Source organism: Micromonospora sp. NPDC051924, from assembly GCF_055586005.1.
In genome coordinates this window covers 49,429-63,355 of the sequence record NZ_JBVJJA010000016.1, presented here as the reverse complement: position 1 = coordinate 63,355, position 13,927 = coordinate 49,429, and the positions used below count along the sequence as shown (strand labels likewise).

At 75.2% G+C, this 13,927-nt stretch carries 11 protein-coding genes; 8 read left to right on the top strand and 3 right to left on the bottom strand.

The features are described 5' to 3' along the window. Nucleotides 1–72 precede the first annotated feature (72 nt). On the bottom strand, nt 73–2,289 hold the full coding sequence (locus tag ACZ6S5_RS15190; protein WP_466000738.1) for a DUF4153 domain-containing protein: 2,217 nt from the start codon (nt 2,287–2,289) through the stop codon (nt 73–75). Nucleotides 2,290–2,530: 241 nt separating this feature from the next. Next, on the bottom strand, nt 2,531–3,730 hold the full coding sequence (locus ACZ6S5_RS15185) for a hypothetical protein (RefSeq protein ID WP_466000737.1): 1,200 nt from the start codon (nt 3,728–3,730) through the stop codon (nt 2,531–2,533). A gap of 140 nt (nt 3,731–3,870) precedes the next feature. On the opposite strand from ACZ6S5_RS15185, the gene ACZ6S5_RS15180 reads away from it, so the two are divergent. Beyond that, nucleotides 3,871–4,761 carry a lytic polysaccharide monooxygenase auxiliary activity family 9 protein gene (locus ACZ6S5_RS15180; RefSeq protein WP_466000736.1) on the top strand — a complete coding sequence of 297 codons (891 nt, stop codon included), beginning with the start codon at nt 3,871–3,873 and terminating at the stop codon, nt 4,759–4,761. 25 nt (nt 4,762–4,786) lie between these two features. Here ACZ6S5_RS15180 and mgrA read toward each other — a convergent pair whose 3' ends face one another. Then, complete coding sequence (gene mgrA, locus ACZ6S5_RS15175) at nt 4,787–5,776, bottom strand: L-glyceraldehyde 3-phosphate reductase (RefSeq protein WP_466000735.1); 990 nt, start codon at nt 5,774–5,776, stop codon at nt 4,787–4,789. Between the two features lie 126 nt (nt 5,777–5,902). Between mgrA and ACZ6S5_RS15170 the strand changes: the two genes are divergently transcribed. From ACZ6S5_RS15170 to ACZ6S5_RS15140, 7 genes are all read left to right on the top strand, one after another. Continuing rightward, nucleotides 5,903–6,871: an aldo/keto reductase gene (locus ACZ6S5_RS15170; RefSeq protein WP_466000734.1), complete on the top strand. Its 969-nt coding sequence runs from the start codon at nt 5,903–5,905 to the stop codon at nt 6,869–6,871. Between the two features lie 5 nt (nt 6,872–6,876). Further along, a complete protein-coding gene (locus ACZ6S5_RS15165) occupies nt 6,877–7,374 on the top strand; it encodes a hemerythrin domain-containing protein (protein ID WP_466000733.1) in 498 nt (165 codons plus the stop codon). Nucleotides 7,375–7,446: 72 nt separating this feature from the next. Further along, a complete protein-coding gene (locus ACZ6S5_RS15160; RefSeq protein ID WP_466000732.1) occupies nt 7,447–8,691 on the top strand; it encodes a sensor histidine kinase in 1,245 nt (414 codons plus the stop codon). Continuing rightward, complete coding sequence (locus ACZ6S5_RS15155; protein WP_466000731.1) at nt 8,688–9,338, top strand: response regulator; 651 nt, start codon at nt 8,688–8,690, stop codon at nt 9,336–9,338. The genes ACZ6S5_RS15160 and ACZ6S5_RS15155 overlap by 4 nt, the downstream gene beginning before the upstream one ends. 77 nt (nt 9,339–9,415) lie before the next feature. After that, the gene (locus ACZ6S5_RS15150) at nt 9,416–10,477 is read left to right on the top strand and encodes a hypothetical protein (protein WP_466000730.1); all 1,062 of its coding nucleotides are present in this window, start codon (nt 9,416–9,418) and stop codon (nt 10,475–10,477) included. Between the two features lie 46 nt (nt 10,478–10,523). Continuing rightward, nucleotides 10,524–11,960 (top strand): sigma 54-interacting transcriptional regulator, encoded by a 1,437-nt coding sequence (locus tag ACZ6S5_RS15145; RefSeq protein WP_466000729.1) that lies wholly within the window; start codon nt 10,524–10,526, stop codon nt 11,958–11,960. 2 nt (nt 11,961–11,962) lie between these two features. After that, nucleotides 11,963–13,915 (top strand): vWA domain-containing protein, encoded by a 1,953-nt coding sequence (locus ACZ6S5_RS15140; RefSeq protein WP_466000728.1) that lies wholly within the window; start codon nt 11,963–11,965, stop codon nt 13,913–13,915. The last annotated feature ends 12 nt before the right edge of the window (nt 13,916–13,927 follow it).

Here is a 13,927-nt window from a genome sequence, read left to right as displayed (position 1 = left end):
AAGCCGTGAACGTTCGCGGACGTGACAGGTGCGCCGGGCCGGGCCGCGTCGGTGCGCGGCCCGGCCGCGACGTCACCGCGGGCCGCGGGTCTTGGGCAGGTCGAACTGGTCGGCCCGGCGGCAGTCCTTGGGGCCGCCGATCGCGTCCTCACCGAGCCGGTCCAGGGTCTGCCGGGCCCGGTACCGCCCCAGGTTCCAGGCGTACCAGGGGTCGGACTGCTTCAGGTCCTTGGCGATCCAGCTCAGCGTGCAGCGGCGTACCGGGTCGGGGAGCTGGCTCAGCGCGGGCGTGGCGTCGGCGGAGAGCGCCCGCAGGTACCAGGCGTCGATCTTCCCGGTCTGCTCGTACCGGACGATGTTGCGCCGGGCCGCGTAGTCCTCCGGGTTGAGCACCGCCAGGCCGAGCAGCATCGCCACGGCGAGCGCCAGGGTGCCGCCCGGGATCCACCGGCCCTGCCACCGGACACCGGCCGCCAGGATCATCAGGAAGACCGCCCCGAGCAGCAGCTCGAACGCCATCACGAAGATCCGCTCCCCGGTGAAGCTGTAGACCTTCTGGTAGGTCCACATCCGGGACAGCGCCGACACGACGATCACCACGCTGAGGGCGCTGAGCAGGCCCAGCAGGACGCGCAGCACGGTCCGCTCGACCGGCCGTTCCCGGCTGGCCCAGCGGCTCACCCCGCCGAGCACGGCCAGGGTCAGCAGGGTGACGAAGAGCAGTTGCCAGAAGCCGCTGCGGGCGTACTCGGAATAGCTCAGCCCGGCGACCTTCTGCACGTGCCGCTGCCCGCCGAAGAGCACGGCGAACTGCACCACGACGAAGCCGGCGAAGAGCAGGGTCAGCGCCCCGATGGCCGGGGCCCACTCCAGCAGGCCGAGGCGACGCCCGCTCGGCCTGTCCACGGTGGACAGGTCCGGCGGGGCGGCCAGGGTGTAGACCGCCGCGACGGCGATCAGCCCGCCGACCACCGCCAGGAAGATCCCCCGGAACACCGACCCGCCGTTGACGTCGGGAACGATCGCGCTGAGCACCTCGTCGAAGGCCGCGTCGGCCGAGGCGAGCAGGGCGCCGAAGACCAGCAGCACCAGCACGGTGGCCGCAACTGAGCCGACGACCCGGCGCACCATCCCGGCCTCGGGCGAGGCGGTGATGTGCCGGCGTACCCAGGGCAGGCCGCGGAACGCCGCGAACGGCGCGGCGAGCAGGCCGAACAGGATCGACCGGACGAGCCGTCCGCCGACGATGGCCAGGGTCGCGCAGCCCAACGCGCCGAGGACGCAGAAGGTCACCAGCCACCAGGCGTTGCGGAAGGCCGGTACGGCCAGCAGCGCCAGGGCAGCCGCCGCCCAGCCGGCGCGGATGAGCCGGTCGGTGCGGGGCAGTTCGGCCGTGTGCCGCCGCACGGCCAGCAGCACGCCGAGGGTCAGCGTGAGCCAGCCGAGGAACCAGCCGACACCCACCCGGTTCAGCGGCACGAAGAACGCCGCGCCCAGCGCGCCGGCCAGCACCCCGAGCGGGATCGCCCGGCCGGCGGCCTGCTTCGGCCCGGGCCAGCGCGCGCCGAGGAACGACGTCCGGGGTACGGACGGGCGGGGCACCCAGGGGCCCCCGGGCTGCGGCGGGAAGGTCTGCCAGGGCGGCGGGGCGGGGTGCGGCTGGCCCGGTGCCGGCCAAGCCGGCCCGGGCTGGCCGGCGACCGGTGCGGTGATGCCGGGCACCGGTGGCCCGGCCGGCGGTGCTCCGGCGGCGCTCGTGCTCGCAGTCGGCTCCGGGCCGGCAACAGTCGGCGGGTCGGTCGTCCCGGCCCGCGTCGGCGGCTCCGCGTCGGCGGGGGTCGCGGCTCCTGCGGGCAGCTCCGTGCCGGTGGCGGTCGCGGCGTCGCCGGACGCCGGGGCCTCCGGCTCGGTCGCCCGCCCCGTGGCGTCGTCGGCGGTCGGCGGGGCCTCGCCTCCGGTCGGCGTCGGACGGTCGGACCCGGGGCCCGGGTCGGTCGCGGCCGGGGTCGCTACGGCCGGCGCCGGTGCGGTCGGGGTCACCCTGGCGGGACCGGCCTCGACGGCCGGTGCGGTGGCCTGGGTGGGTACGCCGGGCGCGGGCACGAGGACCCGTGGCGCGGTCGCCGGCCCGGGGGTGACGGCCGGCGCGTCCTCGCTCGCCGGGACCAGCGGCAGGAAGAGCGCGTAGCCGCGGGTGCCGGGCGGGACGGTCACCGGGATGGCCCAGGCGGGTTGACCCTCGGGGCCGGGCCACACCATGCCGGGCGGAGCGCCCTCCACGGCGGGCATGACGAGCAGGTGCGGCGGGGCATCGGCGGGGACGCCACCAGGCGGGGGACCGGCTGGCGGGGTGTCTGGAGTCGACGGCGGCTCGGACACAAGCACGCTCCTTGATCAGGGGTGCCCGTCACTGTAGGGCGCGACGTGGGTCGGCCGCCGCCCCGACCGTCCTTTCGGTCAGCAGACCCGGGCCGGCCCGGTGATCTCCCGGCCGCGCCGGCGAGGTTCCGCACCCGGGGTGCCGGCGTGCTCACCGGATGGTGGTGGTCTCCTCGGCCAGGTTGTCGCCCGGATCGGGGTCGTACTCGCTGCCGGTGACCTGTGCGCGGCCGGTGGCCGTGCCCGTGCCCTGCGGGCGCAGGGTGACGGCCACGGTCGCGGTCGCACCGCTCGCCAGCGCACCCAGGTCGCACTCCACCCGGCCGGTCGCCGGTGCACCGCAGGTGCCCTGCGACGGCGCGACGGAGAGAAGCGTGAGGCCGCCGGACACGGTGGTGGTCCACTCGTGCACCAGGCGCGCCGCGGCCGGCGACGGGCCGTGGTTGGTGACGGTGACCGTCCAGGTGAGCGGCCGGCCCGGCGGCGTCGGGTCGGCGGACTCGGCGATCGCCACGGCGAGGTCCGCGGCGGGCAGGGCGGTGATGCTGCCGGACGCGGTGTTGTTGGCCGGCTGCGGGTCGGGCTGGTCGGCGGTGACCGATCCGGAGATCGCCCAGTCGCCCGGCGCGGTGGCGGTCACCGCGATCGGGGCGGCCGCGCCGGTGGACGGGGGCAGCGTCGTCGGTCCGCCGACGGTGCACACGCTGCCCGCCCCCTCCGGGACGCACGCGGCGCCCCCGGCGAGCGTCAGGCCGGCCGACAGCCGCAGGGTCGTGGTGACGTTGGTGGCGGTGGCGGGACCGGCGTTGCTGACCTCGACGCCGACGAAGAAGGTCGTGCCCGCGTAGACCGGCGTCGCGGGCGGGCTCAGCCGGAACGCGAGGTCGGCGTCGGTGGGCGTGTCGACGGTTGTGGTCACCGTGGTCGAGTTGTCGGAGGGATCGGTGTCGGGCTCGTTCGACGACACGCTGAAGGTGACCGAGAGCGGGCCCGCCTCGGTCGGCCGGACCGCGAGGACCAGTGTTCCCGCCGTGGACGCGTACACCGGTCCGAGGTCGCAGGAGAGCAGGGTCGACGTGGCGCCGCAGCGGTCGTCCGAGCCGGACACGAAGGAGACCCCGGCGGGCAGGGGCGCGGTGATCTGCGTGCCGGTGGCCGTGCCGGGGCCACGGTTGCCGAAGGAGAGGTTGTAGTAGAGGGTGCCACCGGCCCAGACGGGGTCCGGGTAGGCGGTGGCGGTCAGGAACAGATCGACCGGGTCGGCCGCGTGCGCCGGAGCGGCACCGGCGACGACGGAGCCCAGGCCGAGCAGGACAGCGGTCAGGAGGCGGGTGCGGGCGAGGCGTGACATGGGCGTCCCTCTTCCCTGCCCTCGGCGGGGCGGACATCGAGGCATCTGATCAGGGAAATCTACCGTTGCGTGAGCGGTCGCGCCGCCCGTTCGAACCTTTGCCGGCCCGTGCCCGTACCAGTGGCGGGAGGTCGAAGACCATGGTCGTACGCCGAACGCTCGCCGCCGTCGCGGCCGTCGCCGCGCTCCTGCTGCCCGCGGCCGGTCCGGCGAGCGCGCACGGCGCTCCCATCAGCCCACGGAGCCGGGCGGCGGCCTGCGGCCCGGAGGGTGGTCAGGCGGGCACTCCCGCCTGCCGGGCGGCCGTCGCGGCGGGTGCCGCCGTACGGGAATGGGACAACATCCGGGTCGCCCGGATCGACGGCCGGGACCGGGAACGCATCCCCGACGGGAAGCTGTGCAGCGGCGGGCTGTCCGCGTACCGGGGGCTGGACCTGCCGCGGACTGACTGGCCGGCCACCACGCTCACCGCCGGTGCCCGGTTCACCTTCCGCTACCGGACCACGATCCCGCACAAGGGCACGTTCCGGCTCTACGCCACCACCGACTCGTACGCCCCGACCCGGAGACTGGCCTGGGCGGACCTGGCGGAGCGGCCGTTCCTCACGGTGACCGACCCGCCGATCCGGGACGGCGCGTACCAGCTGCCGGGGCGGCTGCCGTCGGGCCGGACCGGCCGGCACATCATCTACGCCATCTGGCAGAACTCCGACACCCAGGACACGTACTACTCCTGCTCGGACGTGGTGTTCCGGCCGGCGCCGGGAGCAGCGGGCAGGGCCGCCCCGACGGTGGCGTCGCCGCGTACCGCCGCTCCGGCCCGCGACGCCGTCTCGGCGGACGGGGTGCCGGTGGCGGCGGTGACCGGCACCGGCGGGGTTCGCTGGCCGCTGGTGGCCGGCGCGGCGGCGGTGGTCTCCGTGCTGCTGGTGGCCACCGTCGGCAGGCGGCTGCGCCGGGCCGGGAGCGCCCCGGTCGGCCGGCCGTGCGGGATCCGCAACCACCGTGCGGGGCGCCGGCGGGTCTGGTGACCGCCGACGCCCCGACGATGAGTGCTCAGCCCAGGTGGCGGTCGATCTCGGCCAGTTCGTCGGCGGACAGGTCGAGGTCGGTCAGCGCGGCGACGTTGCCCTCCAGTTGGGCCACGCTGCTGGCGCCGATGATCAAGCTGGTCATCCGGGGGTCGCGCAGTGCCCAGACCAGGGCGAGTTGGGCCAGGCTCTGGCCGCGCCGCTCGGCGACCTGGGCCAGCCCCCGGATGGTGGCCATCTTCTTTTCGGTCAGGTCGCTCTCGTTGAGGAAGACGCTGGTGCGCACCCGCGAGTCCGACGGGATGCCGCCCAGGTAGCGGTCGGTGAGCAGGCCCTGCGCCAGCGGGCTGTACGCGATGCAGCCCGCCCCGACCTCCGCCAGCGTGTCCAGCAGCCCGTCGGCCTCGGTCCAGCGGTTGAGCATCGAGTACGACGGCTGGTTGATCAGCAGCGGCGTGCCCAGGTCGCGCAGGATCGCGGCGGCCCGGGCGGTCTGCTCCGAGTTGTAGTTGGAGATGCCGACGTAGAGCGCCCGGCCGGAGCGGACGATGGCGTCCAGCGCGCCCATCGTCTCCTCCAGCGGGGTGTCCGGGTCGAACCGGTGCGAGTAGAAGATGTCGACGTAGTCCAGCCCCATCCGGCGCAGCGACTGGTCCAGCGAGGAGATCAGATACTTGCGGGAGCCCCACTCGCCGTACGGGCCGGGCCACATCAGGTAGCCCGCCTTGCTGGAGATCACCAGCTCGTCCCGGTACGGCTTCAGGTCGGTGGCGAGCATCCGGCCGAAGTTCTCCTCCGCCGCCCCGGGCGGCGGGCCGTAGTTGTTGGCCAGGTCGAAGTGGGTGATGCCGAGGTCGAAGGCGCGCCGGACGATGTCCCGCTGCCGCTCGTACGGCCGGTCCGGCCCGAAGTTGTGCCACAGCCCGAGGGAGATGGCGGGCAGGCGCAGCCCGCTGCGCCCGGTTCGCCGGTAGGGCATCGAGTCGTAACGCTTGTCAGCGGCGAGGTAGGTCACGCCCCGACCCTAGTCGGCCACCCGGTCACCGCTCGTGGCGAAGGTGGGGCGGCTCCCGGCCGGGTCGTCGGGGCCGCGCGTTCGGAACGGGCGTGCGGGCCCGCCGTCTTGGGTAGCTTCGAGGCCATGCGCTTCGTCCAGCTCGACACCCCCAAGCCCATCTCCAAGATCGGCCTCGGCACCTGGCAGTTCGGGTCCCGGGAGTGGGGCTACGGCGCCGACTACGAGCGCCGGGCCGCGGAGATCGTCCGGCGGGCGCTCGACCTCGGCGTCACCCTCTTCGACACCGCCGAGATCTACGGCTTCGGGCGCAGCGAGCGCATCCTCGGCGCGGCGCTCGGCGACGACCGGGCCAAGGTCGTCGTGGCCAGCAAGATCTTCCCGGTGCTGCCGGTCGCCGCCGTCGTGCAGCAGCGGGCGGTCGCTTCCGCCGCCCGGCTCGGCGTCACCAGCATCGACCTCTACCAGGTCCACCAGCCCAACCCGGTGATCGCGGACACCACCACCATGCGCGGCATGCGCGCCCTCCAGGACGTCGGGCTGGTCGGCGAGGTCGGGGTCAGCAACTACAACCTGCGCCGCTGGCGGTTCGCCGAGGCCGCGCTCGGCCGCCGGGTGCTGAGCAACCAGGTCCGCTACAGCATGATCGACCGGCGGCCCGAGGAGGATCTGATCCCGTACGCGGAGCAGGCCGGCCGGATCGTCATCGCATACAGCCCGCTCGGGCAGGGCTTCCTCTCCGGCCGCTACGACGCGAACAACCTGCCCAGCGGGGCGATCCGTCGGGCCAACCCGTACTTCCTCCCCGAGAACCTGGCCCGCGGCACCGAGCTGATCGGCACGTTGCGCGAGGTGGCCGACGCGCACGGCGCCACCCCGAGCCAGATCGCCCTGGCGTACCTGTTGCGCCACCCCAACGTGGTGGCCATTCCCGGCGCGTCCGGCGTGGAGCAGGTGGAGCGCAACGCGGCCGCCGCCGAGATCGACCTGGCCGACGACGAGTACGCCGCCCTGCGTACCGCCGCCCACGCATTCCGCCCGGTCACCGGGCTGGCCGCCGTACCCAAGCTGATCCGTGCCCGCACCGGAGGGTGACCACGATGGACGACATCACCGCGCTGATCCTCGACGACCACGCCGCCTTCCGGCGCGGCTTCGCCCGGCTCGACGACGCCCGCGACCCGACCGAGCTGCTCGCCGTCTGGGACGCGCTCGCCCTGCACCTGGACATCCACGCCGAGGCGGAGGAGGCGATCCTCTACCCGCACCTGGTCCGGCACGGCGACGACGGCGAGGACGAGACCGAGGACGCCATCGGCGACCACAACAAGATCCGGGACGCGATCGCCGAGTCGAAGCGGTACGAGGTCGGCTCCGACGAGTGGTGGGCGGCGGTGTGGCGGGCCCGCCGGGAGAACAGCGAGCACCTGGCCGAGGAGGAGGACGAGGCGCTGCCCGACTTCCGCAAACACGCCAGCGTCGAGCTGCGGGCCGAGCTGGGGGCGCGGTGGTTGAAGTTCTACGGCGAGCACAAGAACGGCCGGAATCTGCCGTTCCTGGACAAGGACCCGTCCCGGTACGTGGCTGATCATCGCTGAGTCTTGTGCTCGTGGGGGATCTCCCCAGTGTGGGGGAGTCGGGTTGGCGGGGCGGGGCTGGACAATGAGCGGGTGACGGTCCCGGGGGTGTTGCGGCCGCTGGTGCGGGGGAGCACCTGGCGGCGCGGGGTGTTCCTGCTGCTCGGTGGGGTGCTCGCGCTGCCGTACGCGCTGCTCGCGGCGACCTTCGTGCAACTGCTCGGCAACGGCGGGGTGCCCCGGCCGGTGGGCTTCGGGCTGCTGCTGGTGGGCGCCGTGATCGCGGCGGTGCCGGTGTTCCTCGCCGGCAGCCGGGCGTTGGAGATCGCCGCCGCCCGGGCGCTGCTCGCGGTCGACCTGCCGGAACCGGCAGTGGGCCACCGGATCGACCGGGAGACCCGGCTGCGCGCCGCGCTCTGGATCGCCCTGCACCTGGTCAGCGGCGGCCTGGTGCTGTTCGCGGCGATCAGCGCGTTCCCGATGGCGCTGGTCTTCCTCGCCGGTCAGTTCGGGCTCGACACCGGCGCGACCGCCGACGACACCCTCGGCCCGCTGGGCCCGGACAACCCGGTCGCGGCGGCGCTGACCGGGGTGGCGGTGCTGGTCGGGCTCGGATACGCGGTGGCCGGGCTGGGCGCGCTCGCCGCGTCGATGGCCCCGGTGCTGCTCGGCCCCTCGCAGGGCGAGCGGATCGCCACCCTGGAGGCGCGGGCCGCCCGGCTGGCCGAACGGAACCGGCTGGCCCGCGAGCTGCACGACTCGGTCGGGCACGCGTTGACCGTGGCCACCCTCCAGGCCGGGGCCGCCCGGGAACTGCTCGACGCCGACCCGGAGTTCACCCGGCGGGCGCTGCGGGCCATCGAGGAGACCAGCCGGCACGCCATGGACGACCTGGACCACGTGCTCGGGCTGCTCCGGGAGAGTGACGCGGAGCGGACCCCCATCGCGCCGCAGCGTACGCTCGGCCAGCTCGACCGGCTGGTCGCCGACACCCGGGCCGCCGGCCTGGCGGTCGACGCGCGGGTCAGCGGGGCGGTCGGCGAGCTGCCGGCGGCGGTCTCCCGGGAGGGCTACCGGATCGTGCAGGAGGGGTTGACCAACGCGGCCCGGCACGGCCGCGGCGCGGTGACGCTGCGGGTCGACGTACCCCCGGACGGTCTGGAGATCGAGCTGGTCAACGGGCTGAGCGGCGCGACCGGGCCGGGTGGCGGCGGGCGCGGCCTGGACGGCATGCGGGAGCGGGTGCTGCTGCTCGGCGGGCGGCTCGACGCCGGCCCCGACGGCGACCGCTGGCGGGTACGGGCCTCACTGCCGGTGCCGAGGGGGGAGTCCGGGTGACCATCGACGTGCTGATCGTCGACGACGACGAGCTGATCCGGGTCGGGCTGCGGGCGATCATCGACGCCCAGCCCGACCTGCGGGTGGTCGGCGAGGCGGCGGACGGCGCGGAGGTGCCGCCGCTGGTGGCGAAGCTGCGCCCCCGGGTGGTGCTGATGGACGTGCGGATGCCGGCCATCGACGGCATCCAGGCCACCCGCCGGCTGCTCGCCACCTCCGCCGACCCGCCCCGGGTGCTGGTGGTCACCACGTTCGCCAACGACGAGTACGTCTACGACGCGCTCCGCGCCGGGGCCAGCGGCTTCCTGCTCAAGCGGGCCCGTCCGGATGAGGTGGTGGAGGCGATCCGGGTGGTGGCGGCCGGGGAGTCACTGCTCTTCCCGGCGGCGATCCGCCAGCTCGTCGGGGCGTACGGGGGGCGGGGCGGGGACGGGCTGCGCGCGGCGCGGCTCACCGACCGGGAGGCCGAGGTGCTGCGGCTGATGGCCACCGGGCTGTCCAACACCGAGATCGCCGAGCGGCTCGTGGTGGGGGTCGAGACGGTGAAGACGCACGTCGGCAACGTGCTGGCCAAGCTGGGCGTCCGGGACCGGACCCAGGCGGTGATCGCCGCGTACGAGTCGGGCTTCGTGGTGCCGACCGGCTGACGCGGTCCCTCCGCCGGGGGACGCGGTCCCTCCCGGCGCGGGAGGAGCCTCCGAGCGGGTCCGGCGAGGGTGGAACCATGACCACCACATCGATGAGAATCGCGCCCCTGGCCGCCGGCTGGCTCGGCCTGTGGGGCGTTGTCGCCCTGGTCGGCACGCTCACCGGCCGCGGCTACCCGCTCGGTGCCAACGACGCGAACGGCGAGGCCAGCCTGCTGCGGCTGCTGCCCGTCGGGTACGGGCCGCCGGTCTTCGCCGCGGTGCTGCTCGGTGCCGCGGTCGCCGCCCTCGCCATGGTGGGCACCGCCCGCCCGTCGCGGCCGTTGCGGGCGCTCCTGCTCGGGTACGGCTGGACCGTGGCGGCCGTGCTGGCCGTGCTGGTGCCGGATGTCCGGGTACTGGTCATCCTCGGCTACCTGCCGATGCTGATCATCGGGGCGCCGTTCGGCTGGCCGCCCGTCGACTACGCCCGGATCTTCGACTGGACCCTCGCGGCGAAGTTCTCCGCCCTCGCCGCCGGGGTGCTGCTCGCCGCCGCCGTGCTGGCCTGGCAGCGGCGGACCGCCGGGGCGTGCGCGGCGTGCGGCCGGGACGGCGAGGAGGCCGGCTGGACCACCCCGGCGGCCGCCACCCGGTGGGGCCGCTGGGCGGCGTGGACCGCCGCGGCCATCCCCTTGGTGTACGCCGCCACCCGGTTCGCCTGGGCGGTGGGCATTCCGCTGGGCATCTCCCGGGAGTTCCTGGCCGAGCTGCACGACACCGGCCTGGTCTGGGCCGGGGCCGGCCTCGGCGCGTTCGCCACCGTCGGGGCGGTGCTCACCCTCGGTCTCGTGCAGCGCTGGGGCGAGGTGTTCCCGCGCCGGCTGCCCCGGCTGGGCGGCCGGCGGGTGCCGCCGCTGCTCGCCGTCGTCCCGGGCACCCTGGTGGCGATCGCGGTGACCGCCGGCACCCTCGGCGAACTGGCCGCCCCCGAGTTCTGGCGGGTGGCCGGCGGGCTGGGTGCGGCCACCGCCCCGATCCTGCTCTGGCCGCTGTGGGGGCCGGCGCTCGGCGCGGCGACACTGGCGTACCACCTGCGCCGGCGCGGGGCGTGCGCCCGCTGCCGGCGGCCCTGGCCCGGCCCGATTCCCCGGCTGTGATCCGGAAGTGGGCAGGACGTCACCCGGCCGAGATAGCGTTGGCCGGGTGACCGCTCCCAACCAGGTTTCCCCGGTCCCGCCCGCCGACCTGCCGGGCACGCTCGGCGCGCTGCGGGCGTCCGGACATCGCTACCGCACCGTCAAGCAGGAGATCCGCGACAACCTCCTCGCCCGGATGCGTTCCGGCGAGGAGCGCTTCCCCGGCATCGTGGGCTACGAGGACACGGTGCTGCCCGAGGTCGAGCGGGCCCTGCTCGCCGGCCACGACATGGTGCTGCTCGGTGAGCGCGGCCAGGGCAAGACCCGGCTGATCCGCTCGCTGGGCGCGCTGCTCGACGAGTGGACGCCGGTGATCCCCGGTTCGGTGCTCAACGAGCACCCGATGCACCCGCTCACCCCCGCCTCCCGGGCCCTCGTCGCCGAGCGCGGCGACGAGCTGCCGATCGGCTGGCTGCACCGCTCCATGCGGTACGGCGAGAAGCTGGCCACCCCGGACACCAGCGTCGGTGACCTGATCGGCGACGTCGACCCGATCCGGATCGCCCAGGGACGCACCCTCGGCGACCCGGAGACCATCCACTTCGGACTGGTGCCCCGCACCAACCGCGGCATCTTCGCCGTCAACGAGCTGCCCGACCTCGCCGAACGGATCCAGGTGGCGCTGCTCAACGTGCTCGAGGAGCGGGACATCCAGGTTCGCGGCTACCAGCTGCGGCTGCCGCTGGACCTGCTCCTGGTGGCCAGCGCCAACCCGGAGGACTACACCAACCGGGGCCGGATCATCACCCCGCTGAAGGACCGCTTCGGCGCGGAGATCCGCACCCACTACCCGGTCGACCTCGAGCTGGAGCTGGCGCTGATCCGGCAGGAGGCCGACCTGGTCGCCGCCGTGCCCGAGCACGTGCTGGAGGTGCTCGCGCGTTTCGCCCGCGCCGTCCGGGAGTCGCCGTCGGTGGACCCGCGTTCCGGTGTGTCCGCCCGGTTCGCCATCGCCGCCGCGGAGACCGTCGCCGCCGCGGCGCTGCGCCGCGCCGGCCTGCTCGCCACCGCTTCCGGCGAGGCCCCGGTGGCCCGGGTCGGGGACGCCGTGTCGGTGACCTCCACCCTGCGCGGCAAGGTCGAGTTCGAGAGCGGCGAGGAGGGGCGGGAGATCGAGATCCTGGCCCACCTGCTGCGTACCGCCACGGCCGAGACGTTCCGGGCCCGGCTGGCCGGGCTGGACCTGTCCGGGTTCACCGCGCTGGTCGCCGAGGGCGGCGAGATCGAGACCGGCGAGCTGGTCTCCTCCGCCGAACTGCTGCGCCAGGTCGGCACCGTGCCCGGGCTGGCCAAGGCGCTCGACCGGCTCGGGCTGGGCGACGCGCCCACCCCCGAGGAGGCCGCCGCCGGCATCGAGTTCGTCCTCGAGGGGCTGCACCTGACCCGGCGGCTGGGCAAGGACGTCACCGACTCCGGCCGCACCGTCTACGGCGGCCGGGGCTGACCGTGGCCGGCAACCGGTTCCGGTACGGGCAGTGGCGCGGCGGGCCCGACCCGCTCGCCCCGCCGTACGACGTGCGGGCCGCCGTGGACGCGGTCGGCTCCGAGGTGCTGGCCGGCGGCAGCCTGCGGGAGGCGCTGCGCGACCTGCTGCGCCGTGGTCCCCAGGGGCGCGGCGGCCTCGACGACCTGGCCGCCCGGGCCCGCCGGCTGCGCCGCGAGGCGCTGCGCCGGGGCGACCTGGACGGGGCGGTGACCCGCGCCCGGGCCCTGCTCGACCAGGCCCTCGCCGCCGAGCGGGACGAGCTGCGCGGGCGGGACGACGACAGCGCCCGGTTCGCCGAGGCGGTGCTGGACAACCTGCCCCGCTCCACCGCCCGGGCGGTGGAGGAGCTGTCCGGGTACGACTGGGCCAGCGCCGAGGCGCGGCAGACGTATCAGCGGATCCTCGACGGGCTGCGCGGCGAGGTGCTGGAGCAGCGCTTCGCCGGGTTGCGGGACGCGGCGCGGGCCGCCGCCGACCCGGCCGCCCAGCGGCAGCTCGGCGAGATGATGCGCGACCTCAACGACCTGCTCGCCCGGCACGCCCGGTCCGAGGACACCACCGACGCGTTCGCCGAGTTCATGCGCCGGCACGGCGAGTTCTTCCCCGAGCAGCCCAAGGACGTCGACGAGCTGGTCGACGTGCTGGCCCGGCGGGCGGCGGCCGGCGAGCGGCTGATGCGGTCGCTGTCGGACCGGCAACGCGAGGAGCTGGCCGGCCTCATGCGCCAGTCGCTCGGCGAGCAACTGGCCGGGGAGCTGTCCCAGCTCGACGCCCACCTGCAGGCGCTGCGACCCGACCTGAACTGGCAGCGCGGCGAGCGGGTCCGGGGCGACCAGCCGCTCGGCTACGGCGAGGCGACCGGCGCGCTCGGCGAGCTCGCCGAGCTGGACGAGCTGCTCGACCAGCTCGACCAGGAGCACCCGGGCGCCACCCTGGACGACGTCGACGTCGACGCGGTGGCCCGGACGCTGGGCCGGGAGGCCGCCGACGACGTACGCCGGCTGCGGGAGCTGGAGCGGGAGCTGCGCCGGCAGGGCTGGGTGACCCGGGACGCGGACGGGCTGACCCTCAGCCCGAAGGCGTTGCGCCGGCTCGCCGGCACCGCCCTGCGACGGGTCTTCGCCGACCTCACCGCCGGGCCGCGCGGCCAGCACGACCTGCGCTCCGCCGGGGCGGCCGGCGAGGTGAGCGGCGCCTCCCGCCAGTGGGAGTACGGCGACGAGCAGCCCCTCGACGTGGTGCGCACCCTCACCCGCGCGGTACGCCGCGCCGGGCCGTCGGTGCCGGTCCAGCTCGCGGTCGAGGATTTCGAGGTGGTGGAGACCGAGCGGCGGGCGTCGGCGGCGGTGGCGCTCTGCGTCGACCTGTCGTACTCGATGATCTCGCAGGGGCGCTGGGGCCCGATGAAGCAGACCGCGCTGGCCCTGTCGCACCTGATGGCGACCCGCTTCCCGCAGGACGCGCTGCAGATCATCGGCTTCGGACTGGAGGCGACCACGCTCACCCAGCAGGAGTTGGCCGCGGTCGAGCCGGACATGCGGCAGGGCACCAACCTCCAACACGCGCTGCGGTTGGCCGGCCGGCACCTGCGCCGGCACCCGGGCGCCGAGCCGGTGGTGCTGGTGGTCACCGACGGCGAGCCGACGGCGCACCTGGACCCGGAGGACGGTGAGGCGTACTTCCACTGGCCGCCGCTGCCCGAGACGATCGAGGCGACCGTCCGGGAGGTCGACAAGCTGACCCGGTACGGGGCCACGCTGAACCTGTTCATGCTCGGCGACGACCCGGGCCTGCGCCGCTTCGTCGACGCGGTGGCCCGGCGGTCGAAGGGCCGGATGTTCACCCCCGACCTCGACGACCTCGGCGAGTACGTGGTCTCCGACTACCTGCGCGCCCGCCACGGGCGCCGCTGACCCGGGCCGACG

Excerpts from the sequence above, each read along its gene's own strand:
- ACZ6S5_RS15165 (WP_466000733.1), top strand. The coding sequence starts at position 6,877 with ATGGACGACATCACCGCGCTGATCCTCGACGACCACGCCGCCTTCCGG.
- ACZ6S5_RS15185 (WP_466000737.1), bottom strand. The coding sequence starts at position 3,730 with ATGTCACGCCTCGCCCGCACCCGCCTCCTGACCGCTGTCCTGCTCGGC.
- ACZ6S5_RS15190 (WP_466000738.1), bottom strand. The coding sequence starts at position 2,289 with ATGCCCGCCGTGGAGGGCGCTCCGCCCGGCATGGTGTGGCCCGGCCCC.
- ACZ6S5_RS15170 (WP_466000734.1), top strand. The coding sequence starts at position 5,903 with ATGCGCTTCGTCCAGCTCGACACCCCCAAGCCCATCTCCAAGATCGGC.
- ACZ6S5_RS15150 (WP_466000730.1), top strand. The coding sequence starts at position 9,416 with ATGACCACCACATCGATGAGAATCGCGCCCCTGGCCGCCGGCTGGCTC.
- ACZ6S5_RS15180 (WP_466000736.1), top strand. The coding sequence starts at position 3,871 with ATGGTCGTACGCCGAACGCTCGCCGCCGTCGCGGCCGTCGCCGCGCTC.